This is a genomic window from Thiohalocapsa sp. (assembly GCF_022340605.1).
GTDB lineage: Bacteria > Pseudomonadota > Gammaproteobacteria > Chromatiales > Chromatiaceae > Thiohalocapsa.
In genome coordinates this window covers 12453-34653 of record NZ_JAJDNQ010000111.1, presented here as the reverse complement: position 1 = coordinate 34653, position 22201 = coordinate 12453, and the positions used below count along the sequence as shown (strand labels likewise).

Annotated in this window: 24 protein-coding genes; 13 read left to right on the top strand and 11 right to left on the bottom strand. The window is 66.2% G+C overall.

Features of this window, described 5'->3' with window-relative positions; all coding sequences use genetic code 11:
* The first annotated feature begins 23 nt into the window (after window positions 1-23).
* Window positions 24-1712: a glycosyltransferase family 39 protein gene (locus LJE69_RS14345; RefSeq protein WP_296926239.1), complete on the top strand. Its 1689-nt coding sequence runs from the start codon at window positions 24-26 to the stop codon at window positions 1710-1712.
* A complete protein-coding gene (locus LJE69_RS14340; RefSeq protein WP_296926238.1) occupies window positions 1705-2841 on the top strand; it encodes a glycosyltransferase in 1137 nt (378 codons plus the stop codon). The genes LJE69_RS14345 and LJE69_RS14340 overlap by 8 nt, the downstream gene beginning before the upstream one ends.
* Before the next feature lie 35 nt (window positions 2842-2876).
* On the opposite strand, the gene LJE69_RS14335 is transcribed toward LJE69_RS14340, so the two are convergent.
* On the bottom strand, window positions 2877-3944 hold the full coding sequence (locus LJE69_RS14335; protein WP_296926236.1) for a hypothetical protein: 1068 nt from the start codon (window positions 3942-3944) through the stop codon (window positions 2877-2879).
* A 353-nt stretch (window positions 3945-4297) separates the two neighbouring features.
* Here LJE69_RS14335 and LJE69_RS14330 point away from each other — a divergent pair, with 353 nt between their 5' ends.
* From LJE69_RS14330 to LJE69_RS14320, 3 genes are all read left to right on the top strand, one after another.
* Complete coding sequence (locus tag LJE69_RS14330; protein ID WP_296926234.1) at window positions 4298-4450, top strand: DUF5989 family protein; 153 nt, start codon at window positions 4298-4300, stop codon at window positions 4448-4450.
* A 19-nt stretch (window positions 4451-4469) separates the two neighbouring features.
* A complete protein-coding gene (locus LJE69_RS14325) occupies window positions 4470-5222 on the top strand; it encodes a phosphatase PAP2 family protein (RefSeq protein WP_296926232.1) in 753 nt (250 codons plus the stop codon).
* A 128-nt stretch (window positions 5223-5350) separates the two neighbouring features.
* Window positions 5351-6049 (top strand): hypothetical protein, encoded by a 699-nt coding sequence (locus tag LJE69_RS14320; protein ID WP_296926231.1) that lies wholly within the window; start codon window positions 5351-5353, stop codon window positions 6047-6049.
* A gap of 256 nt (window positions 6050-6305) precedes the next feature.
* Here the strand turns inward: LJE69_RS14320 and dcd are convergent, their stop codons facing one another.
* The 10 genes from dcd to LJE69_RS14270 form a co-directional block, all read right to left on the bottom strand.
* Complete coding sequence (gene dcd / locus LJE69_RS14315; protein WP_296926228.1) at window positions 6306-6875, bottom strand: dCTP deaminase; 570 nt, start codon at window positions 6873-6875, stop codon at window positions 6306-6308.
* Between the two features lie 78 nt (window positions 6876-6953).
* Window positions 6954-7400: a septal ring lytic transglycosylase RlpA family protein gene (locus LJE69_RS14310; RefSeq protein ID WP_296926226.1), complete on the bottom strand. Its 447-nt coding sequence runs from the start codon at window positions 7398-7400 to the stop codon at window positions 6954-6956.
* A 41-nt stretch (window positions 7401-7441) separates the two neighbouring features.
* Window positions 7442-8656 (bottom strand): lytic transglycosylase domain-containing protein, encoded by a 1215-nt coding sequence (locus tag LJE69_RS14305; protein WP_296926224.1) that lies wholly within the window; start codon window positions 8654-8656, stop codon window positions 7442-7444.
* 498 nt (window positions 8657-9154) lie between these two features.
* Window positions 9155-9523, bottom strand: coding sequence for a helix-turn-helix transcriptional regulator (locus LJE69_RS14300; RefSeq protein ID WP_296926221.1), 369 nt, complete (start codon window positions 9521-9523; stop codon window positions 9155-9157).
* 291 nt (window positions 9524-9814) lie between these two features.
* Window positions 9815-10795 (bottom strand): LysR family transcriptional regulator, encoded by a 981-nt coding sequence (locus tag LJE69_RS14295; RefSeq protein WP_296926220.1) that lies wholly within the window; start codon window positions 10793-10795, stop codon window positions 9815-9817.
* Between the two features lie 201 nt (window positions 10796-10996).
* Window positions 10997-12178 carry a twin-arginine translocase subunit TatC gene (tatC, locus tag LJE69_RS14290; protein WP_296926218.1) on the bottom strand — a complete coding sequence of 394 codons (1182 nt, stop codon included), beginning with the start codon at window positions 12176-12178 and terminating at the stop codon, window positions 10997-10999.
* Window positions 12179-12368: 190 nt separating this feature from the next.
* Window positions 12369-12698 carry a Sec-independent protein translocase protein TatB gene (gene tatB / locus LJE69_RS14285; RefSeq protein ID WP_296926215.1) on the bottom strand — a complete coding sequence of 110 codons (330 nt, stop codon included), beginning with the start codon at window positions 12696-12698 and terminating at the stop codon, window positions 12369-12371.
* 35 nt (window positions 12699-12733) lie between these two features.
* The gene (tatA, locus tag LJE69_RS14280; RefSeq protein ID WP_296926182.1) at window positions 12734-13033 is read right to left on the bottom strand and encodes a Sec-independent protein translocase subunit TatA; all 300 of its coding nucleotides are present in this window, start codon (window positions 13031-13033) and stop codon (window positions 12734-12736) included.
* Window positions 13034-13262: 229 nt separating this feature from the next.
* Window positions 13263-13580, bottom strand: coding sequence for a phosphoribosyl-ATP diphosphatase (locus tag LJE69_RS14275; RefSeq protein WP_296926180.1), 318 nt, complete (start codon window positions 13578-13580; stop codon window positions 13263-13265).
* A gap of 26 nt (window positions 13581-13606) precedes the next feature.
* Window positions 13607-14425 (bottom strand): NAD(+)--dinitrogen-reductase ADP-D-ribosyltransferase, encoded by an 819-nt coding sequence (locus LJE69_RS14270; protein WP_296926178.1) that lies wholly within the window; start codon window positions 14423-14425, stop codon window positions 13607-13609.
* A 415-nt stretch (window positions 14426-14840) separates the two neighbouring features.
* Here LJE69_RS14270 and nifH point away from each other — a divergent pair, with 415 nt between their 5' ends.
* The 8 genes from nifH to LJE69_RS14230 all read left to right on the top strand — a co-directional run bounded on the left by nifH (window position 14841) and on the right by LJE69_RS14230 (window position 21958).
* Window positions 14841-15722, top strand: coding sequence for a nitrogenase iron protein (gene nifH, locus LJE69_RS14265; RefSeq protein WP_296926176.1), 882 nt, complete (start codon window positions 14841-14843; stop codon window positions 15720-15722).
* A gap of 186 nt (window positions 15723-15908) precedes the next feature.
* On the top strand, window positions 15909-17396 hold the full coding sequence (nifD, locus tag LJE69_RS14260; protein ID WP_296926174.1) for a nitrogenase molybdenum-iron protein alpha chain: 1488 nt from the start codon (window positions 15909-15911) through the stop codon (window positions 17394-17396).
* A gap of 190 nt (window positions 17397-17586) precedes the next feature.
* Window positions 17587-19158, top strand: a complete 1572-nt coding sequence (gene nifK / locus LJE69_RS14255; RefSeq protein ID WP_296926171.1) for a nitrogenase molybdenum-iron protein subunit beta — start codon at window positions 17587-17589, stop codon at window positions 19156-19158.
* Between the two features lie 93 nt (window positions 19159-19251).
* Window positions 19252-19470, top strand: coding sequence for a putative nitrogen fixation protein NifT (gene nifT, locus LJE69_RS14250; protein WP_296926170.1), 219 nt, complete (start codon window positions 19252-19254; stop codon window positions 19468-19470).
* A gap of 16 nt (window positions 19471-19486) precedes the next feature.
* Window positions 19487-19681 carry a 4Fe-4S binding protein gene (locus tag LJE69_RS14245; protein WP_296926168.1) on the top strand — a complete coding sequence of 65 codons (195 nt, stop codon included), beginning with the start codon at window positions 19487-19489 and terminating at the stop codon, window positions 19679-19681.
* 144 nt (window positions 19682-19825) lie between these two features.
* The gene (locus tag LJE69_RS14240; protein WP_296926166.1) at window positions 19826-20560 is read left to right on the top strand and encodes a dinitrogenase iron-molybdenum cofactor biosynthesis protein; all 735 of its coding nucleotides are present in this window, start codon (window positions 19826-19828) and stop codon (window positions 20558-20560) included.
* A gap of 458 nt (window positions 20561-21018) precedes the next feature.
* Entirely contained in the window at window positions 21019-21291 is a 273-nt protein-coding gene (locus tag LJE69_RS14235) for a DUF6129 family protein (RefSeq protein ID WP_296926164.1), read from the top strand.
* A 226-nt stretch (window positions 21292-21517) separates the two neighbouring features.
* Window positions 21518-21958 carry a DUF2177 family protein gene (locus LJE69_RS14230; protein WP_296926163.1) on the top strand — a complete coding sequence of 147 codons (441 nt, stop codon included), beginning with the start codon at window positions 21518-21520 and terminating at the stop codon, window positions 21956-21958.
* Window positions 21959-22201: the final 243 nt, after the last annotated feature.

Here is a 22201-nt window from a genome sequence, read left to right as displayed (position 1 = left end):
GGCAGCGCTGAGTCGTGTCCGTCATGAACTCCACATCGGCCCGACTCGCGCGAGCCGTGCGCTCACCGCTCGGCATCGTCATCGCGGTGACCCTGTGGCGCGTGCTCGCCGCCTGGTTGACGCCGGTGGCGCAGGACGAGGCCTACTACTACGATTGGGCCCGCGCACTCGCCTGGGGCTATTTCGACCACCCCCCGGGCGTGGCGTTGCTTGGCCTCGGCGTGCAACTCCTGCCGGGCTCCGCGCTGGCCGCGCGCCTCGGTGCCCTGCTCGTGAGCACCCTGACGCTGCTGGCACTGTGGCGGCTGTACTACGCCTGCGGCATCCGCCGGGAGCCCCTGTTGTCGCTGTCGCTGCTGCTCGCGGCGGCGACCTTTCCGGGGCTGATCTCAGGCGTGCTCACGACGCCGGACACGATGCTGGCGCTGTTCTGGGTGCTCGCCTTGCACGAGGCGCTGGCGGCGCTCCAGGGCGAAGATGGCCGGCAGCGGTGGCGTTGGCTCACCGCCGGTGCCGCCACCGGACTCGGCCTGCTCGGCAAGTACACGATGGTCATGATCGGCCCGGTGTTCCTGGTCGCTCTGTTGAGCGTGGACCGGCGCGCGCTGCGCACGCCCTGGCCGTACCTGGGTGGGCTCATCGCCTTGCTGGTGTTCCTGCCGAACCTGGTCTGGAACGCACAGCACGACTGGCTCTCACTGCGCTTCCAGTTCGGACATGGATTCACGACGGACACGGGCGCCCTGTCGCTGCCGGCGGATCGACTGCTCGGCGCCGCGGTCCCGCACGCGGGCGAGCACGCGAGCGCGGTGCCGGCCGAAACCGGCGAGCGGCTGACGGGCATCGGCAACTTCATCCTGGTACAGCTGCTGTTCTGGGGCCTGCCGCTGCTGGTTGCCCTTGCAGCTCCCTTCACCGGCGGTCGCTGGGTCCGCTCGCTCGCCGAGCTGCGCGACGCGCTGTCGGTGCCGGCCCGGGTGCTGCTGGGCGCCGCGGCCCTGACGCCCCTGGTGTTGTTCGGCAGCATCGCCGCTGGCGGCTCCATCGAGGCCAACTGGCCCGCGCTCTATATCGTCGGCGCCGCCCCCCTGCTGGCCGCCGCCGTGCGTCCGCTGGCGCGCTGGGCGGCCGCCGGCGCCATCGCCAACGTCCTGCTGCTGAGTCTTTACGCCGCGCACGCTGCCACCGCCGCCCTGCCCCTACCGCACAAGGCGGACCGCATCCTGCGCGAGACCCATGGCTATCCGGCACTCGCCGCCCGTGTGGCCGAAATCGGCCATGCACCGCTCTTTGCGGACCGCTATCAGACCGCGGCGATGCTGAACTTCTACGGTGCCGGCGCGCCGGTCGGCCAGTGGCCCGGCCTCACCCGCCCGTCGGAGTACGGTCTCGGTGAGATCGTCCCCATCCCGCAACTCGAACAATTGCGCCAAACCGGCTTCACGCTGGTGGTCTGGAAGTATGCCGTGCCGAAGATCCCGGGCTTCCGCCGCACCGAGTCCGAAACCCTGTTCGACTGCCGCGGCCTGCCCTTGCACCGGGTCCCGGACATCGCCTGGCCGGATGCGAGTCCCTGCGGCGACGACTGGCTGCACGTGTGGCGGATACTGCGCTACGAGGCGCGGCATCCGGCCAAGGCCCGGAAGTCCGCCGCGGCAGCACGTCCCGAGGACCGGCTGGCGCGGCACGCCTCGGAAGCACGCCGTGGTTGAGGCGGCAGTGGAACAGAGCTCCGGTCCCATCGCCTGCTTCTTCTCCACCTCCGGCCACAGCGGCGTAGACCGCATCGCCCGGCACCTGTTGCCGGGCATGGCCGCGCGCGGCTACCGTGTGGACCTGCTCAAGGTCCGCGGCCACGGCCCGGAGCTCGCGGCGACCCACCCGAATCTGCGCGTCATCGACCTCGGCCACCGCAGCACCTACGCCTGCCTGCCGGCGCTTGTGCGGTATCTGCGCCGGGCACGTCCAGCCGCGTTGCTGGCGGACAAGGACCGGGTCAACCGCACGGCGCTGCTGGCGCGCGCAATGGCCCGCGTCGACACGCGGCTGCTGCTGCGCCTCGGCACCACGGTGTCGGTGAACCTGGCCAGCCGCGGCCGCCTGGAGCGCAACCTGCAGCGGGCGTCGATGCACCACCTGTACCGCTTCGCGGACGCCGTCTTGGTGCCGAGCCGCGGCGTCGCCGAAGACCTTGCCGCATTCGCCGGCCTCGATCGGCACCTGATCCGCATCGTGCCGTCACCGGTCGTGCCGGAGCGCCTGTTCGAGGCGCCGCCACCGCCGCCGGCACACCCTTGGCTCGGCGACCCCGAGGTGCCGTTGGTGCTGGGCATGGGCGAACTGGGCCCCCGCAAGGACTTCCCGACCCTGCTGCGCGGCTTCGCCCGGCTGCGCGCGCGTCGGCCCTGCCGGCTCATGATCCTGGGCCGCGGCGGCCAGCGCCAGCGGCTGCTGGACCTGGCGCAATCGCTCGGCATCGCGGCGGACGTGGCGCTGCCGGGCTTCGTCGCCGAGCCCTACCCTTACCTCGCACATGCGGACCTGTTCGCCTTCACGTCGCGTTGGGAAGGACTCGGTTTCGTGCTCATCGAGGCCCTGGCGCTGGGTACGCCCGTGGTGTCCACGGACTGCCCCAGCGGCCCGCGCGAGATCCTGCACGACGGGCGCTACGGGCGGCTGGTGCCCGTGGGGGACGACGCCGCGCTGGCGGATGCCATGGCGGAGACGCTGGCGGTGCCCCCTGCACGGGCCGAGCTCGCGTCGGCCGCGCGACCCTACGCCATCGAGCCCGCTGTCAGTGCCTATTTGGCGGCGATGGGGCTGCCACCGGCGCCTTCCTGAGCGAAGCGCTGGCCGCGGATGCGCCCGCGGCCCCCTCAGGGCGTCAGGAACCCCCAATCGTTTAGGCAGCGCCGCACCGCCGAGCACATCAGCCGGTGCCCGGCGGCGTTGTAGTGCACGTCGTCGTGGGCGAGGAAGAGCCGTTGCGGATCCGGCTGGCGGGCGAAGTCTTCATAAGGGTCACACACCTTGAGGTTCCGCTCCCTGAGCAACGCCAAAACCGTCCGCCGGGGCCCGGAGAAAACCTCCGGGTGCAAGACGTCGTTCAGCTCCGGGAAGACGACGAAACCGAACGGCATCTGGTCCTTGTTCATCAGCGCCGCGAAGCGGTCGAGATCCGCAGCGAAGCTGGCCTGGATCTGCGGCCGCTGCCAGGCCGCCACCACGGTCCGCATCCACTTGGTGTGGTATTCCTCGCGCTTGTCGGTGTTCATCAGCAGGTAGCGGAGCCGGATGCGCAGCGCGGACAGGAAGCGGACGGCGTAGGTGCCGGCAACACGCTCCCTGATGCGCTGGAACCATTCGGGGGTGTGCAGACCCTCGGCATGGCGGCGCATGCGGCGCGCGGGGCCGGAGGCGTCCATCGGCGCAAAATCGTTCAGCGTCAGGCCCACCGCCACTGCGGACGGCTTCAGCCCGAAGAAGTCCTGCCGGGCAATTTCCAGGTAGTGGTCGAAGGTGTAGGAGTTGACCCCGAGGTTCAGGATCGACGGCGGTTTGGTGCCGGGCTCAGCCCCATCGCCCTCCGCTTCGAGGCAATCGGTGAAGCGGTCCTCGGCACGCACACCGGCGCCGAACACCACGGAATCACCGAGGAAGGCAATTCGTGCCCGATCCTCGGAGGTCGGCTCGAATGGCGCATCCCGAAAGCCTTGCTCGTTGATCTCAATGGGAATTTCGTGGTAGCCGGGGCCGTTGAAGCGACCGGAAAAGCCGGGTCGATAAGCATAACCCAAGCGTGGATCAGGCACGAACAAGCCGGCGGGATAGCCATACCCTTCAAGGGACTTGGCGTGACCCATGGATATATAGACCCAACCGGCCAACTGCAGGAGCAGCGCCACGAAAGCAAACCAAAGGCCATAGAAAAACAAGCGCTTCATAGCAAAACGAGACAAGTCTGGATGCGGGGGACAAGGTGCGGGGCACACACGGCGACTGGCTTGCCGGCGGCGAGGCACTCTCGCCGGATCTGCGGGAGAGGTCGGAAGCAGCGAGCCACGACTGCGAGCCGCCGTCGGTAATCGGTTATACTGCCACAGCTTTGGGGCTGTGCCCGACCCTCGTAACGAAATTTGACGCGTTACTGCGGTCTCCGTGAAGGGAACCTCGAATTTTTCGAGGTACCCTGAAGCTGCTCCGGGTCCTGCCCCCTGACGCCAACCGGCGGCAAGACCTGACCCAGACGCCCTGACCCAGACGCCGGCCAACACAGAACTGCGAAGACCCTCACACCATGATCGATCTGCTGCGCGACCTTTGGGGTTTCATGCGCGAGCGCAAGAAATTCTGGCTTGCGCCCATTATCGTCGTCATGCTGCTGCTAGGCGTACTGCTGGTGCTGGCGCAGGGCTCCGCGGTAGCTCCCTTCATTTATACGCTCTTCTGACGCGGGCCCGCCTGCCGCAATGCCCGCGGACCCCCCGTCGCCGGCGCCGGGCGCGGATCGCTGGCTCCCGCGCCGGCTGGAGCCGTTCCGCCACCCGATCGCCGGCATCCCCGTCGGCTGGTTGATTGTCTTCTTCCTCTTCGCCGACGCGATGCTCGCCTTTCCGCGGATCGACCCGGCGGTGGCCGGCCTGTTCTACACCGCGGGGGTCGGCTTCGGCGCCCAAGGGACGATCTGGGAGCAAGTGGTGTATCGCTCGGTGGCCGTGTTGATGGTCGCCGGCAACCTGGCATTGATCGCCGTCTGGGCAGCGAACCGATGGCGCGGGCGTCGGTTCCTGGACCTCACCGGGCGCAAGCTGCTACTGCTACTGTGTGTGCTGGCACTGTTCCCGGGGCTGCTCGTGAATCAGGGCCTCAAGGAACACTGGGGACGCGCGCGACCGGTGCAGACAAGCACATTTGGCGGCGAGCGGCCCTTTACCCCGGCTTTCGTCCCCGCCAAAGGCAACGGTGGATCATTCAGCTCGGGACACGTGGCGGCAGCCGCCTACCTGATCGCGGTTGCACACCTGCTCGCTGGGCCACGCTCATGGTGGGTCGTGTTGGCGGCGTTGTACACGGCGCTCGTCGGTGTTGCGCGCATGGCCGCTGGCGGGCACTTCATCAGTGACGTGCTGACCTCCGTGTTCGTGGTGCTGTTCGGCTACCTGGTACTGCGCCACACGTTCTTCCCCGACCTGAACGATGCGTGCAGGCAGGGCGCGCCGTGAGCGTTTGCACGATGGCCGGCATGGGAGTATGCGATTATTGCCGGGCTTCAGTGATGTGGTCGGCGACGCGGGTGCGGTGCGTGGCGACATCTTTCATCAGTCCGGCCCCAGACAGCGGAGTGCGTCGCGTGAGACTCGGGTTTGCCCTTTTGCCGGCGGCGCTCCTGACCGCCATCCTCGCCGCAGGCTGCGCCAGCACCACCGACGGTGGGCTCGGCAATACGCTACCAGCACACGCCGTCGCCGGGGACTTCAACTCCATCGCCGTGACCGACATCCACTGCAACGACCGCACCGAGGCCTGCGCCAAGTCCCATGCGGTGAAGGGCGACGCCTGTCTGCGGCTCGCCATCGAGCAACCGCAGAGCGCCTCCGCTCAGGATGCCAAGATGCGCCACCTGCTGGACTGCGCCGAGACCGGGTACCGCAAGGCGCTGGCCTTGCAGCCGCAGAAAAGCGCCCGCAGCCGGGTGTCATATCACGGCGGCCTCCTGCTCACGCTCAGCGAACGGCGCAATCGGCTCGACGACGTCAAGGAGCAGAAGCTGGATCGCGAAAACGAGAAGCTCTTGATCGCGGCCCAGGATGCCCGCCGCGAGGTGCCCAGCAGTGCCCTCGGCTTCCTGTACGGCGCATCGGCTCATGTCTACCGCGCCACCCTGGCTCCCCAAGGCCACGCCCGCTGCAACGACCTCCGGCAAGCAGAGTCCCTGCTGAAGCGCTCGCCGCCGCCGCCCAGTGCGCTGGTGGAGGAACAGCGGCGCATCAGCTCACTGGTGCAGCGGCAATTGCGCAGCAACGGCTGCCCCCGTATTCGCCGAATGTGACTTCAAGCGGCCAACCCGCGCTTTCAGCGCCACGGCCTGGACCGTGCAGGCCAGCCCTCGACCCTCGTGCGTGCCGCGTCTCCCAAGGGCTAGTTCCGAGTTCGCAGCTTCAGCCAACTTTGCGACTCTTATGTTCGTTGTCGTGGTCGTTGTCGTCATCGAGTATCCGCACGACCTCGACCTCGACCTCGACCTCGACCTCGACCTGAGACGGTCTGGGAACTTGCGCACTGTTGCACTAGCCCCTAGCCCCTGATCAAGGTTTGGGCAAGGTCACGCCGGTCTGGTTCTGATACTTGCCGCCGCGATCGCGGTAGGACGTCTCACAAGGCTCGTCGGACTCCAGGAACAGAATCTGCGCAACGCCCTCGTTGGCGTAGATCTTCGCCGGCAGGGGGGTGGTGTTGGAGAACTCCAGGGTCACGTGCCCCTCCCACTCCGGCTCCAGCGGCGTCACGTTGACGATGATGCCGCAGCGCGCATAAGTCGACTTGCCGAGGCAGATCGTCAGCACGTTGCGGGGTATGCGCAGATATTCCACCGTGCGCGCCAGCGCGAAGGAGTTGGGCGGGATGATGCAGACGTCGGCTCGCAGGTCGACGAAGCTCGACGAGTCAAACTGCTTGGGGTCCACCACCGCCGAGTTGATGTTGGTAAAAATCTTGAATTCATTCGCGCAGCGGATGTCGTAGCCGTAGCTTGACGTGCCATAGGAAATGACCCGCCCGCCGTTATCGGCCTCGCGCACCTGCGCGGGCTCGAAGGGCTCGATGAGCCGGTGCTCCTGCGCCATGCGCCGAATCCAACGGTCAGACTTGATGGCCATGGATGCCATACCTCGCGGTCAAGGCCCGGCAGCCGCCTGCCACGGTCGCAGGCGCCGGCGAAGCGGTGCATGCGCGGATCAAAACAGTTCCATCAGCAAGCGGCTGCCCCGCTGCCACAGCGAGCTGCGGGCGCCGCCATCGATGTCTTGGCCGACAACTTCGAGGCGCACCGGCGCGACGCCAGCACCGAGCATGCCGATGGCCCGCGCGGCGCCCCGTGAGAGATCGATGATGCGCCCGCGCACGAAGGGTCCGCGGTCATTGATGGTGACGACGACGCTGCGCCCGTTGCGGGCATTGGTGACGCGTACCTTGGTGCCGAAGCTCAGCGTGCGATGGGCGGCGGTCATCGCGTGCTGATCGAAGCGCTGGCCGCTGGCCGTGCGCCGGCCGTTGAAGCCGCCGCCGTAATACGAGGCGAGCCCGTCGGTCAAGCTCACCGGCATGGACCACAGCGCGGGGCTGCCGGCGAGCAGTGCACACCCGACCAGCAGCGGCAGCAGGCGGCGGCGGGCGGTGGACACGGAGCTCGGTTTTGCGATACGCGAATGCACGAATAACGACCTCATAGCATGCTCGGGCGCGGCTGTCCCCGCGCCAGTCGGCTCGCCCCCTGGGGCAGCCAGACGGTGGTGCCGGCCGGCACGGGCCGTTCGCCGCGGCGCACCGGATCCAGCCAGGACAGGTTGCGCGCGACCAACGACGAGCGCGGCACCCGGTAATGCTGTGCCAGTTCGTCCACCGACACGGCGTAGGTCAGCCGCACGGGCTGATCACTGAGGGGTGGCTGATAGTGCACGCCCTCGGGGAAGTAACGCTCGGCATTGCGGGCGACGTGCCGGGCCGCCAGGAACTGCGCGTAGAAGTTGCGCGACGCAAAGCCGAAGTAACGCCCGTCGTAGTCGCGCACGATGCGGCCCATGTCCGTGCCGTAACGCTCCTTGGCACGCAGCATGCCGCCGACGCCGTGGTTGTACGACGTGAGCGCCAGCGGCCAGCTGCCCAGCTTGGCGTAGGCGCTCTTCAGGTAGCGGGCGGCGCCATCCGCGGCCAGCACCGGATCAAGCCGCTCGTCGATGGACGCATCGACAGTCATGTAATTTCTGCCGGTGGCGCGGATGAACTGCCACATGCCGGATGCGCCGGCGCTGGAGCGCGCCTTGGCCTGGAACGAAGACTCCACGTGCGGCAAAAGCGCCAGATCTTCCGGTAACCCCTGGCGCCGGAACACTTCGCGGAAGACCGGCTCCCAGCGCCCACTGCGCGCGAGGCCGTCGCGATAGCGCTCGCGCACGCCACGCTGGCTGCGCACACGCTCTGCGGCACCGAACAGCGCGCCGGACCCGCCCTCGCGCTCAAACTGCGCCTTCAGTTCCTGCTCCGCCGGACTGAGCCGCGTCCCGGAGGCGAGCCGGGCTTCCAACCCGCGCAGCCGCGCGCGCCAGCGCGCCTCCAGCCCGTCCACATAGACCTTCTGCGCCGGGGTGTAGACATCTTCGATGGGACCCGGCAGCGACGCCACCTGATAGACGATCGCCAGGTAGCGATCGTCGTGGATCACCACCTTGTCCCTGCCCCACTTTGTGTACACATTCACCCAGAAGCCGACGTTGTCCTCGAGACCGGCGGGCAGCGGAAACTCGGCCGAGGGTGCATAAGGCACCGAAACGTCATCTTCCCGCTGCGGCGCCTTGCCACCACAGGCCACCAACGACAGTAGGAGCGCCGGCACGACGGTCCAGCGCGCCTGCCGGAAGACCCCAGACATCCCCTTGATCATGCAATGTACCCTTGCCGCACCCACACAGTCTTCGCCCACCGGTCGATACACGCCCGGCGGCGAAACTGTAATGGTCACGGACGACGCGGTCAAAGCACCTTGCGCTCAGGGATCTCAGAGATCAGGGTGACGACGCGACGCGACGCCCGGAAGCCGGCCTGCCTCAGTTGCGCATGAGCCAGAAGAATGCCGCGCCGACGCTGATGACGACGCTCGGCAGCAGCACAAAGACGGCTGCCGGTTGATCGTTATCGGACATTGAGGCAAAAGCCCCAGCGGCAGACGACCGCTATCCATAACCGCGCAGACAGCGGTGGCGTCAGCGCCCACCCCGCGATGCCCGAGCCGGTCAGCCCAGCCTGCGGGCTCAGGCGTGAAGCCTAGACAAATAAGCTCGACCGGCGAGTATGGAGCGACGCGCATGGGCGAGCCGTCGACAACGCGCTTGCGTAACTCGCGGCAGCGCGCATACACTATACGTGAATTGCATGTACGGGATTACGTGACTTCCGGGGAGTCCACATCCGGAGTACGCTTGACGACGTACTTGCCCTCATTCTCCGCGACGTGCTGGATCAACTCTCGGCCGCGCTCATCGGTCATTCGATAGCGCTGTATGAGTTGCCATTCATCCTCGGCCAGAGGCGAGGTGTCGTCGAGGCAGAGCAGATAGGCTGGTGTAACACCCTCCAATGCCTCTGAGAGTTCCTGGGCTTCTTCGATGCCCATGCGGCGAATGCCCTGCTCGTAGTTGCTGATGCGCGACTTCGAGAGAGTGCGGGTCCGCGAGGCAAGCTCTGACAGGCTGTACTTGTGGGCCAACCGCGCCGACCGGAGACGCTGGCCAATCTGTTTGTTCAGTGTCATTTCGTTAGAATAAATAAGGCAGCTCGGCACGTGGTACACAGCAGGCACAAAATTTGCGTGCAAAACAACGACTTCTGCACGATTCTGAACACTTATTGTGTCATTTATGCCAATCACCGCTTGGTTTCGGCGCCTCGCGGAACGGGTTGCGCCACAACAACTCGACCGAGCAACGTGCACGCATCAGCGTGGCCTATTGGCTCGGCTGAACGCGCAACCTGACCGCGCTGATAAAACATCAGCTCGGAACACTCGGACACGACCGCGACAAGCTTGCGCCAGTGGTTGCGCTTAGCCCATCAGGCCGTCCCCCAGATCGCCTTCCCCTCGCCGCTGAAGTCCCACCCGGTCCTGCGCCTCCCCGGGGAATACGAGGTCCATTATCTCCTGGAACCGCTTAGTCTGCGGTGAGAGGAATTTGCCGCGGCGCAGCACGATACCGTAACTGCGTTTTGGGAAATAGCGGTCCAGCGGCACACGCCCCAGCCGCTCCCGGCCCGTCAAACACAGGTCGGTGACGATGGAAATCCCCAGCCCCAGCTCGACATATTTCTTGATCACCTCCCAACCACCGGCCTCGAGTGTCACCTTGTAGTCCAGCTCCTGCTGGCGAAACATCAAGTCCACCATGTGCCAGGTACTGAGGTGCCGCGGGGGCAAAATAAGTCCGTGCTCGGCGATCTCGGCCAGGGTGACGTCCTGCTTGTTGGCCAGCGGATGGTCCGCCGGCGTGATCAGCGCCGGGCCATAGGTGACCACGGGCCGGTAGGTGATGTCGTCCGGGACTTCCAGCATCGAGCCGACGGCCATGTCCACCTCGTCCGCGCGCAGCATCGCGAGTCCGTCGCGGCCGGTCACGTTGTGCAGGCGCAGGTCGATGCCCGGATAGTGCGCGACGAAGCGGCGCACGGGCTCCGGCAGGATGTAGAGAATGGTCGCCTCGCCGGCGGCGATGTCGAGCGAGCCCTGATCCACCCTGCCACAGTGCACGGAGAACGTCTCGTGCAGCTTGTCCATACCCTCCACCAGCGGTTGCGCCAGCTCGTACAGCAGCTCGCCTTCCGGTGTCAGGCGGATCTTGGGCCCGCGCCGCTCGAACAGCACGGTATCAAGCTCGCGCTCCAGGGCCTGGATCTGCAACGACACCGTCGGCTGACTCAGGAAGATCTTCTCCGCCGCGGCACTGACGCTGCCCGTGCGGGCCGCGTGACAGAATGCGCGCAGCTGTTTCAGCCGGTTCTGCTTATAGTGGATCTGCTGCGGCGTCGCCATGGGCGCCAACCTCCGTCTGAATGGTTTTCATCCGGCCGCGCGGCGTCAGGTCTATGCCGCCGCGGGAATGCGCTTAGCCACCCCGATATCGGCAGGCCGCATTCGTCATCGGCCGCGGCCACGGGCGACAGAATTGTGCGCCGGCGCATCGCTGCCCGGCATGGGTCGGTCTGACAAGCGGCCCTGACGGGCGGGACACGATCAGTCGCGGTCGAGATCGGCGAGGATGTTCCGAGCAACCCGCCGCTGGTCCGCGTCGCCCTCCTCCAGCACCAGATAGAGCAGGTGGCGGGCGGAGGCGGTGTCGCCATCCGCACGTCGCTCGTTGGCGCCGCGGATGAGTGCCTCGATGCGATCCGGCGCGCCCGTCGCCTGCCGGCGCTCCAGCGCCTCCGCGGCGTCGGCGTCGGCGGCTTCCTCTGCCTCGATGGCGTCCAGCTCGGCGTCCATCTCAGCCTCCGTCATGGGACCATGGCGATCGCGCCCATCGACGTCCGCTGCGTCGGCCTCACGACCCATCTCCACACCGCCCACGGGCGCCCGCGGCGTCCCGCCGGAACCGCCCGCCGCCGGCGGCGCGGAAGGCGGGACGCCGGGACCGTCGGCAGGCGCGGGTCCCGCCGCCAGTGCCTGGCGCTTCTGAAACCAGCGCGAGAAGAACACGCCGGCCTCGAACAACAGCCACATTGGAATCGCCAGCATCGTCTGACTGATGACATCCGGCGGCGTCAGAAGCATACCGACGACGAACACGCCGACGATGACATACGGACGCTTCTGCGCGAGGGCCTCGGGCGTCGTGGCGCCCACGGCCACCAACAAGATGGTGGCGATGGGAATCTCGAAGGCAACACCGAAGGCGAAGAACAGCTTCAGCACGAACTCGAGATAGAAGGCGATGTCCGGCATCTGCGCGACGCCCTCCGGCGTCACCGACGCAAAGAAGGCGAACACCAGCGGGAACACCACGAAGTACGCGAACACCATGCCCAGGTAGAAGAGCACAATGCTGGAGGCCAGCAACGGCACCGCGAGCCGCTTCTCGTGGGTGTACAGCCCCGGCGCGACGAAGGCCCAGAACTGGTACAGCAGGTAGGGCATCGCCACGAACACGGCCACCACCAGGGCCAGCTTGAACGGCGTGAGGAAGGGCGACGCGACCTGGGTGGCGATCAGTTGCGAGCCCGGCGGCAGCTGAGCGCGGATGGGCTCGGCGACAAAGGTATAAATGTCGTTCGCGAACGGGAACAGCACCAGGAAGACCACCACGATGGCGATGACCATGCGCAGCAGCCGGTCGCGCAGCTCGACAAGGTGCGACATGAACGGCTGCTCGCCGCCGAGGCCGTCGTCGGTGTGGTCAGAAGGTTCCTGGATGTTCATGCTGGTGGCTCAGCGCCGCATAGCGCCGTGGATAGGTACGTCGGTGGGCCGGGCACGCACCGCGAATCGACGGCGCCGTGCACGGTTGCCGGGCAAAGGGTCTGCGCATGCGGCGCAGGATACTGCGGGATCAATCTTGGACCGGTCCCGGACAGGTCCCGAATTGGACCTGCATCAAGTCCTGCACCGATCAGGGTGGATCACCGGGTCCGCCCCCAGCCGCTCGCCTCGTATCGCCGGGGCGAGGGGGCTTGCCGGCGTTGCGCTTGGCGGCCAACCCACCGTCGTCCTCGATAATCTGTTCCAGCGGATTGGATGCGGCCTGCTTGCGGAGGATCTCTTTCAATTCCTCCGCCTTCATCTCGCGGTCGATCTCCGCCTTGACCGCTACGAAGGCCCGCCGAGCGCGGCCGACCCAGAGCCCGGCAGTGCGGGCGAGCTTGGGCAGCCGCTCTGGCCCCACCACGAGCAGCGCGACCACACCGACCACGACCAGCTCTAGCGCACCGATGTCGAACATGGCAGTCGCCGTCTCCGCTCAGGATGCGCCCGTGCTCAGGCCTTGCTCTTGTCCGCGGGCTTGCCAACGCCAGACTGGTTGCTGGACTGGGCACCGGACTGGGCACCGGACTGGGCACCGGCAGGTGTCTCGGCCGTGCGCGCCGCCTTGGTGTCCTCGATCTGCCGCGTCTCCTCGTCGTCATCCTTGCCGGCGTCGCTCATCGCCGAGCGGAAGCCCTTGACGGCACCGCCGAGATCGGAACCGATGTTTTTCAGCCGCTTCGTTCCGAACAGCAGCAGCACGATCACGAGGATGATCAGGAGCTGCCAGATACTGATACCACCCATACCCATGTCGACCTCCGCGCCCGCCGGCTTCGGGCGAGCTGAATGATGTAGGAAAGGCCACGCGTGTGCGTCGCGACCGGCGCCGGCCGTGGCCGGAAAGGTGCAGCCGACGCTGCACCCAGGAAAGACCAGCGATGATACCGCATTCCAAGGCGCTCGGAACGGTGCCACGCGAGCGGGTCCATCCGTTTGACGCCCGCGGCAGCGGCGCGCTCCAGCGTGGCCTGCGCCGCGATCAGCCCTGGCGTTGCGCCTTCTCGGTGAGGCCCGACAAGCCAAAGCGACGGTCCAGCTCCGCGAGCACCTGCTCCGGCTTCAGCCCCTGCTGCGCCAGCAGCACCAGGGTGTGGAACCAGAGGTCCGCGACCTCGTAGACGATCTTCTCCGGCACGCCGTCCTTGGCGGCCATAACGGTCTCCGTAGCCTCTTCGCCCACCTTCTTCAGGATGGCGTCGAGGCCCTTGTGGTAGAGCTTGGCCACATAGGACGACTCGGGGTCGGCCGTCTTGCGGGCCTCCAGCACCTCGGCGAGGCGGTTCAGGACATCGGACATGGGGTGTGCTCCTCTGGCTTTGCCCCTTATAGGGTTTCGATCCGCACCGCGTAGACCCCGCCGATGACGACGAACTCGTCCTCGCCCTTCAGCATGCCCGGCAGGAGGCCGTTGTAGAAGCAGATCTTGGGCAGCGGTACCTGGGCCGTGAGGATGTAGTCGCCGAACTCGTCGGCCCGCTCGCGCTCGCTGGTGAAGCTGTTCAGGTTGTTGAGCAGCACCCGGTAGCCGCCGTCCGCGGCGCGGTCCAAGACCTCGTGCTCGTCGATGCGGTTGCTGCCGCGATAGAGCGTCCGGTGCGTCTGCTCCGGGTGCTGGCGCTTGAGCTCGTACTGACAATAGGTGTAGAGCAGGTCGAGCTGCGCTTCCAGGGCGTTGGTGGCGTAGAGGCCATGGCTGCCGGCGACGAGATAGCGATGGTAGGCATCGCCGTCGCGGCCATCCAGCGGCCCCGCGTGGTGGCGCGCCAGCAGGCCGAAGCGAGTCTCCGCCCAGTGCTTAAGCACCGCCCCCTCGCGGCCGTCGGAGTCGAACGACCACCCGCGCACCATGCGCAGGTAGTTGGCATTGCGCCGCGCCTTGCGCACCTTCCCCGGCACCAGGCCGGCCTCTTCCAAGTCGCCCAGGCAGAAATGCGCAGCCATGTACTCCACGAACAGCCCCGCCCGCTCGGGGTGCGACGCGATGGGTGCCAGCAGCGCGAACAGGTCGTGGTGGAAGGCGCGCACGCCGTCGATCTCCAACGGCACCGGATGGGCTTGGTAGGTGAGCCCGCCGAGGATCACCGCCGGCAGGTTGCAGCGGTTCAGCGGCAGGCGGGCGTCGCGGGGGAGGGTTGTTGTCATTGTTGTCGGTTCAGTAGGCGCATCGGTTTCGCGATCGAAGCGCGACGCCGGCGCAATGCTTCAGCGTGGACAGTGCGAAGTGCGCAGTGTGACTCGGGCGAAGACACCCCAACCCGGGGTCCTCGTCCCAAAGGCCCGCTGCCCGGGCGCACGGACCGGCGGCGGCTGGCTCGCCGCGCACTTCGCGCTACGCACTACGCACTACGCACCTCTTTGCCATGTTGTTAGACCCACAACGCCTAAGGCTTTGTCGGCTATGCGACCAACCCCCAGACGTAACCAAAGACACTACAAAATATTTTTAATCAATCGCTTAGACGCCATATACAAAGTTGGCACAGCAACTGCTTATCCCCCGGTGAGCGCGATTTCATCCACCACCCCGTCACGGGGCGAACAACCGGGAGAAAGACCCATGGCACTGCGTCAATGCGCCATCTACGGTAAGGGCGGCATCGGTAAGTCCACCACCACTCAGAACCTCGTCGCCGGCCTCGCGGAGCTCGGCAAGAAGGTCATGATCGTCGGCTGCGATCCGAAGGCCGACTCCACCCGCCTGATCCTGCACGCGAAGGCGCAGGAGACCATTATGCACCTGGCGGCCGATGCCGGCTCGGTGGAAGACCTGGAGCTGGAAGACGTGCTGCGCACCGGCTACGCCGGCATCAAGTGCGTCGAGTCGGGCGGTCCGGAGCCGGGCGTCGGCTGCGCCGGCCGCGGCGTCATCACCGCCATCAACTTCCTGGAAGAAGAAGGCGCCTATGACGACGAGCTGGACTTCGTCTTCTACGACGTGCTGGGCGACGTGGTGTGCGGCGGCTTCGCCATGCCCATCCGCGAGAACAAGGCGCAGGAGATCTACATCGTCTGCTCCGGCGAGATGATGGCCATGTACGCGGCCAACAACATCTCCAAGGGCATTGTGAAGTATGCCAGCTCCGGCGGCGTGCGCCTGGCGGGCCTGATCTGCAACAGCCGCAACACCGCGCGCGAGGACGAGCTGATCATGGAGCTGGCGCGCCAGCTCGGCACCCAGATGATCCACTTCGTGCCCCGCGACAACGTCGTGCAGCGCGCCGAGATTCGCCGGATGACCGTCATCGAGTACGACCCGAAGGCCAAGCAGGCCGACGAGTATCGTCAGCTCGCGCAGAAGATCATCGACAACACCAACTTCGTCATTCCAACGCCGATCTCAATGGATGCCCTCGAGGACCTGCTGATGGAGTTCGGCCTCATGGACGAAGAGGACGAGAGCATCGTCGGCAAGACCGCCGAGGAAGAGGCCGTCGCTTAAAACTGCGCGTCTTGGCCCGCAACCGCCATTGCCCACTTGTGCAGTAGTGGTGCACGGACCATCGGGGTCGAGCGCCCCACCCCTCTCCCCTTTCCCTTCTCCCGGAGGGGAGAGGGGTTCCCAGACCATTCTTCACAGCGTGACCGTCCGCAGATTGGCGGCGGCGCCGTTACGAGGAAAGCCGACATGGCAGCAATGACCCGTGAAGAGACCCAGGCCCTCATCCAGGAGGTGCTTGAGGTCTACCCCGAAAAGGCGAAGAAAGACCGCGCCAAGCACCTGGCGGTCAATGACCAAAGCATCGAGCAGTCGAAGAAGTGCATCACGTCCAACCGCAAGTCCCAGCCGGGCGTCATGACCATCCGCGGCTGCGCGTATGCCGGCTCCAAGGGCGTAGTCTGGGGCCCCATCAAGGACATGATCCACATCTCCCACGGCCCGGTGGGCTGCGGGCAGTATTCCCGCGCCGGCCGCCGCAACTATTACGTCGGCTGGACCGGTGTAAACACCTTCGGCACGATGAACTTCACCTCCGACTTCCAGGAGAAGGACATCGTCTTCGGCGGTGACAAGAAGCTGGCCAAGATCGTCGACGAGATCGACCAACTCTTCCCGCTGGCCAAGGGCATCTCGGTGCAGTCCGAGTGCCCCATCGGCCTCATCGGCGACGACATCGAGTCGGTGTCCAAGAAGAAGGCCAAGGAGATCGAAAAACCGATCATCCCGGTCCGCTGCGAAGGCTTCCGCGGTGTCTCCCAGTCGTTGGGTCACCACATCGCCAATGATTCCATTCGCGACTGGGTGCTGCACAACCGCGACGGCGACACCAGCTTCGAAAGCACGCCCTATGACGTTGCTATCATCGGTGACTACAACATCGGCGGCGACGCCTGGTCCTCGCGCATCCTGCTGGAAGAAATGGGCCTGCGCGTGGTGGCCCAGTGGTCCGGCGACGGCACGCTCTCCGAGATGGAGCTGACCCCGAAGGTCAAGCTGAACCTGATCCACTGCTACCGCTCCATGAACTACATCAGCCGTCACATGGAAGAGAAATACGGCATTCCGTGGATGGAGTACAACCTGTTTGGCCCGACCAAGATCGCCGAGAGCCTGCGCGCCATCGCGGAGCGCTTCGACGACAAGATCAAGGAAGGTGCCGAGCGCGTCATCGAGAAGTACCAGGCCCAGTACGACGCGGTCATCGCCAAGTACCGACCGCGACTCGAAGGCAAGCGGGTGATGCTCTACGTCGGTGGTCTGCGTCCGCGCCACATCATCGGCGCCTACGAGGATCTGGGCATGGAAGTGGTCGGCACGGGCTACGAGTTCGCGCACAACGACGACTACGACCGCACCATCAAGGAGATGGGGAACGCCACCCTGCTGTATGACGACGTCACCGGCTATGAGTTCGAGGAGTTCGTCAAGCGCGTCAAGCCCGACCTCATCGGCTCCGGCATCAAGGAGAAGTACATCTTCCAGAAGATGGGCGTGCCGTTCCGGCAGATGCACTCCTGGGACTACTCCGGTCCGTATCACGGCTACGACGGATTCGCCATCTTCGCCCGTGACATGGACATGACCATCAACAACCCCTGCTGGAAGAGCATGCAGGCGCCTTGGCTGAAGTCGGCCGCCGATGACGCCGCGGCACCGGTAGCAGCCAGCGCCTAAGCTGGGAGCCTGGGGCGCCATCTGGCTCCCACGCTCCGGCGTGGAGCAAGGGCAGGCGCTCCGCGCCGAGTCTAGACACGGGACGCAGAGCGTCCGCCAAGCGTTCCCACGCTGGAGCGTGGGAACGAGCACACCGCGATTTAACCCTGAGCCGTCGTCCGCGGATTAGCGGCGCGGCAGGAGCACACCCATGAGCCAGACCGTCGATAAGATCAAGCCCAGCTACCCGCTGTTCCGCCAGGAGGAATACAAGGCCAACATGGCCGCCAAGCAGGACACGGTCGAGGAGCGCCCGGAGCAGGCGAAGCTGGAAGAGGTCTTCGAGTGGACCACCACCAAGGAATACCAGGAGATCAACTTCGCCCGCGAGGCGCTCACCATCAACCCGGCCAAGGCCTGCCAGCCCCTCGGCGCGGTGCTGTGCGCGCTCGGCTTCGAGAAGACCCTGCCCTACGTGCACGGCTCTCAGGGCTGCGTCGCCTACTTCCGCACTTACTTCAACCGCCACTTCAAGGAGCCGATCGCCTGTGTCTCCGACTCCATGACCGAGGACGCGGCGGTATTCGGCGGCCAGAAGAACATGTTCGACGGTCTGGAGAACGCCAAGGCGCTCTACAAGCCCGAGTGCATCGCGGTGTCCACTACCTGCATGGCCGAGGTCATCGGTGACGACCTCAACGCCTTTATCGGCAACGCCAAGAAGGAAGGCCACATCCCGGCCGAGTTCCCGACCCCGTTTGCGCACACCCCGAGCTTCGTCGGCAGCCACACCACCGGCTGGGACAACATGTTCGAGGGCATGCAGCGCTACTTCACGCTAAACCACATGGAAGGCAAGGAAGTCGGCAGCAACGGCAAGATCAATCTGGTGCCGGGCTTCGAGACCTACCTTGGCAATTACCGCGTTCTGCACCGGATGATGCAGGAGATGGGCGTCGGCTACTCGCTGCTGTGCGACCCCACCGAGGTGCTGGACACCCCCTCGGACGGTGAATACCGCATGTACGACGGCGGCACCCCGCTGGCGGAGATGCAGGACGCGCCGAACGCCATCGACACCCTGCTGCTCCAGCCCTGGCAGTTGCCGAAGACCAAGAAGTTCGTCGAGATGACCTGGCACCAGCCGGCCACGGCCATCAACATACCGATGGGCCTGGAGTGGACCGACGACTTCCTGATGAAGGTCGCAGAGCTCACCGGCAAGGCCATTCCCGACAGCCTCGCCAAGGAGCGCGGCCGCCTGGTGGACATGATCCAGGACAGCCACCAGTGGCTGCACGGCAAAACCTTCTCGCTGTACGGCGACGCCGACTTCGTGATGGGCATGACCAAGTTCCTGCTGGAGCTGGGTGCCGAGCCGAAGCACGTGCTCTGCAACCACGCCAACAAGCGCTGGAAGAAGGCGATGGACAAGATGCTCGCCGACTCGCCGTTCGGCCAGAACGCCGAGGTCTTCATCGGCAAGGACCTGTGGCACCTGCGCTCGCTGTGCTTCACCGACAAGCCGGACTTCCTGATCGGCAACAGCTACGGCAAGTTCATCCAGCGCGACACGCTGCAAAAGGGCAAGGAGCACGAGGTGCCGCTGATCCGGATCGGCTTCCCGATCTTTGATCGTCACCACCTGCACCGGATGACCACCATGGGCTACGAGGGTGCCATGTACATGCTCACCACCCTGGTCAACGCGGTGCTCGAGCGGCTCGATGAGGAAACCCGCGAGATGGGCGTGACCGACTACAACTACGATCTGGTCCGCTAAAGCGGATATCGGGTGAAAGGGGGCGAACGGCGGGGTCCCGCCCCGCCCTCACCCTCGATACAAAGCACTCGATACCCCGACCTGGAGTCAGCAATGCCCAATGTGATGATCAGAAGGAAGGACGACGGCGGCCTGCTCTTCTATGTCGCGAAGAAGGACATGGAAGAGACCATCGCCAGCGTCGAGACCGACACCGCCGACGCCTGGGGCGGCGAGGTGGAGCTCACCGATGGCTCGCGCTGGTACATCGACCCCATCAGTCCACCGCCGAGCTTCCCAACCACGCTGCGCTTCAAGCGCGCCGAAGTCTGAATTCCGGAGACCGACCATGGCCCTGCAAATTATCAAAGACCTGTGCACCGCTTGCGGCGACTGCGAGCCGGTCTGCCCCACCGACTCGATCAAGCCCTTCAAGGGCGTCTACAAGATCGACGCCGCCACCTGCACCGAGTGCGAAGGCGAGTTCGACGCCCCGCAGTGCCTCGACGCCTGCATGGAAGACGACTGCATCGTCCCGGCCTGACGCCGACGCCACCCTCACCCCGGCCGAAGTGTCGGCCGGAGTGTCGCCCACCAGGGCGACACTCCGCAGGCGCATAGCCCCTACCAGCGCAACGCATTCACCACCCAAGCGCCCACACCACCCCGCAGCACAGGCCCCACCAGCATGACTGACCCAGTCACCCCCGAAGCCACCGCCCCGGCCCTCTCCGACGACATCGCACTACGCATCGGCCTCGCCGCCCGCGCGCTGCCGGATACGGACCCCGCGCGGCTACTCAAGGTGCTCGCCGACGCCGTGGGCCTGCCGCCGACCGTGGCCGCGTTGGACGGCCTCACGGTCAAGCAGCTCAAGACGGCCGCCGCCGGCGAGCTCGCCGAGGTCGACGCCGCCGCGCTCAAGGCCGCGCTGGCGCTGCTCAAGGGACAAGGCCATGACATCGAGCCGCCCCCGCCCGTCGAAGCCCCACTCGCTGCAGGCGAGGCCGCATCCGGCTCCATCCGCGTCGCCTGCGCCTCCAACGGAGGCGATCTGCTGGACGGCCACTTCGGCTCCTGCCGCCGCTTTCTGGTCTACCAGGTGGCCGCCGGCGTGAACCGGCTCGTCGACGTCCGCGACATCGACGACAGCACCGCGGACGACGACAAGAACGCCTACCGCGCGGAACTGATCACGGACTGCCAGGTGCTCTTCGTCGCCAGCATCGGCGGCCCCGCTGCCGCCAAGGTGGTCAAGCGGGACATCCACCCCATCAAGTTTCCGCAGGGCGGCAGCGCCCGCGAGCGCATGGCCGAACTGTCCGCGCAGCTCGCCCACAAGCCGGCGCCCTGGCTGGCCAAAGTCATGGGCCAGAGCGCGGAGGAGCGCGTGCGCTTCGAGCGCGACACCGAGGACGCCTGATCTCGCGGCCTCGCCCCGCCGGGCTGGTGCGGTCACTCCGGAGACTGTGAAAGTATTCGGTGTAGGTCGGGTTAGCGCGGCGTAACTCGACGCTGGGCGCCAGTCAGGGCGCCAATCAGGGCGCCAATCAGGGCGCAAGCAAGCCGTTGATTGTCAGGTTACGCTATCGCTGACCCGACCTCCCATGACGACCGCTCCGGGCGCGCCAGCGTGGGAGCGCCACTGCCTTCTGTGGCGCGACGACGGCAGGGAGGTTGCCTGCCGCCTGGCAGTTAATCGGGGCATGGTGTGTGCTGCCTTGCCGCCGGTCGCGGCACCAAGCGTGCCGCTCCCACAAGCAAGAGCTGCGACGATCCGCTCGTTTTCGGCGTTGCGAGCAATACTTTCACGGCATCTCCGGCGGAAACGCTACAACACCGGCGCTCCCGCGCGGCGTCCGCCAGCGCAAAGAGAAGCAGATGATCACCGACCAATTCCTCGACCAGATCACCACCGTCATCGGGCGCGCCGGCCTCACCACCGAGTCCGTCGCCGCCCTGCGCGACGCCTTCCCGGACATGCACTTCACCCAGTGCCTGGACGACGACATCGGCGCCGGCGTCACCCCCGTCCGCGAGGCCGACGGCTTCAATGTCTACCTCATCACCAAGGCCGAGCACTGCATCACCTTCACCCCCAGCCAGGAGCGCGCCACAGGCCTGGTGCTGGCCGAGGTGACCGAGGACGACTGACCGCACACCAGCCATGCAGCGGCCCTCCGCAAGGCACAGATCGCAGTCGTCACACGGGTCCGAAACCAGGCAGCCGGGCCAGCGCCGTCGGCAAGACCCGTTCGCATCCGCTGCGCGCCGATGCCGCCGGACCCTGAGGTGCATCCGGCTTAGAATGCCGGCTCACGGTATGCTCGCGGCAACCGCCGCCGCAGCCACAACCTCTTGCGACCGGATATCTGTGCTTATGCGCCAATTCAAGCTCTACCTCATCCTCGTCCCCGTGTTTCTCCTCGTGGACATGGTCTGGCTCGGCGTCGTCGCCGCGGACTTCTACCAGGAGCAGATCGGCCACCTGCTGAGCCCGCAGGTGGACTGGGTGGCGGCCCTGGCCTTCTACCTGCTGTTCATCATCGGCATCCAATACTTCGCCGTGCGGCCGGGGCTGGCTGCGGGGCGCATCGGCGTCGCGGCGCTGAACGGTGCCCTGTTCGGCTTCTTCACCTACATGACCTACGAGCTCACCAACCGCGCGACGCTGCCGGACTGGCCGCTGGTGATGGTGCTGGCGGACACCGCGTGGGGTACGGCACTGTGCGCCATCGTGGCCAGCATCGGTTGCTGGATCGGGCTGCGGATGGGAATGGGGGGCGCGGAGGTCGGCACCGCTGGTGCGACGCGGCGCTGAGTAACGGTTGAGACGGTCCGCGCGGTGGCCCCCGACTAGACTGCTTGAGGGGCCGAAATCTTTGCAGATGCGTCAAGTTTTGTGTGCACCGCAGCACCGATCAGAAAGGGCCAAGCGCCAAGAGCCGGAACGGTAGTCGAGAGGAGCTGTGCGGTTGCGTTTTGGTCCTCGGCCCTCGGCCCTTGCTGCATGCCGCGTGTCGATCGACGCGTCACTCGCCAGCCATGCCGTCGTCAGTCTGAG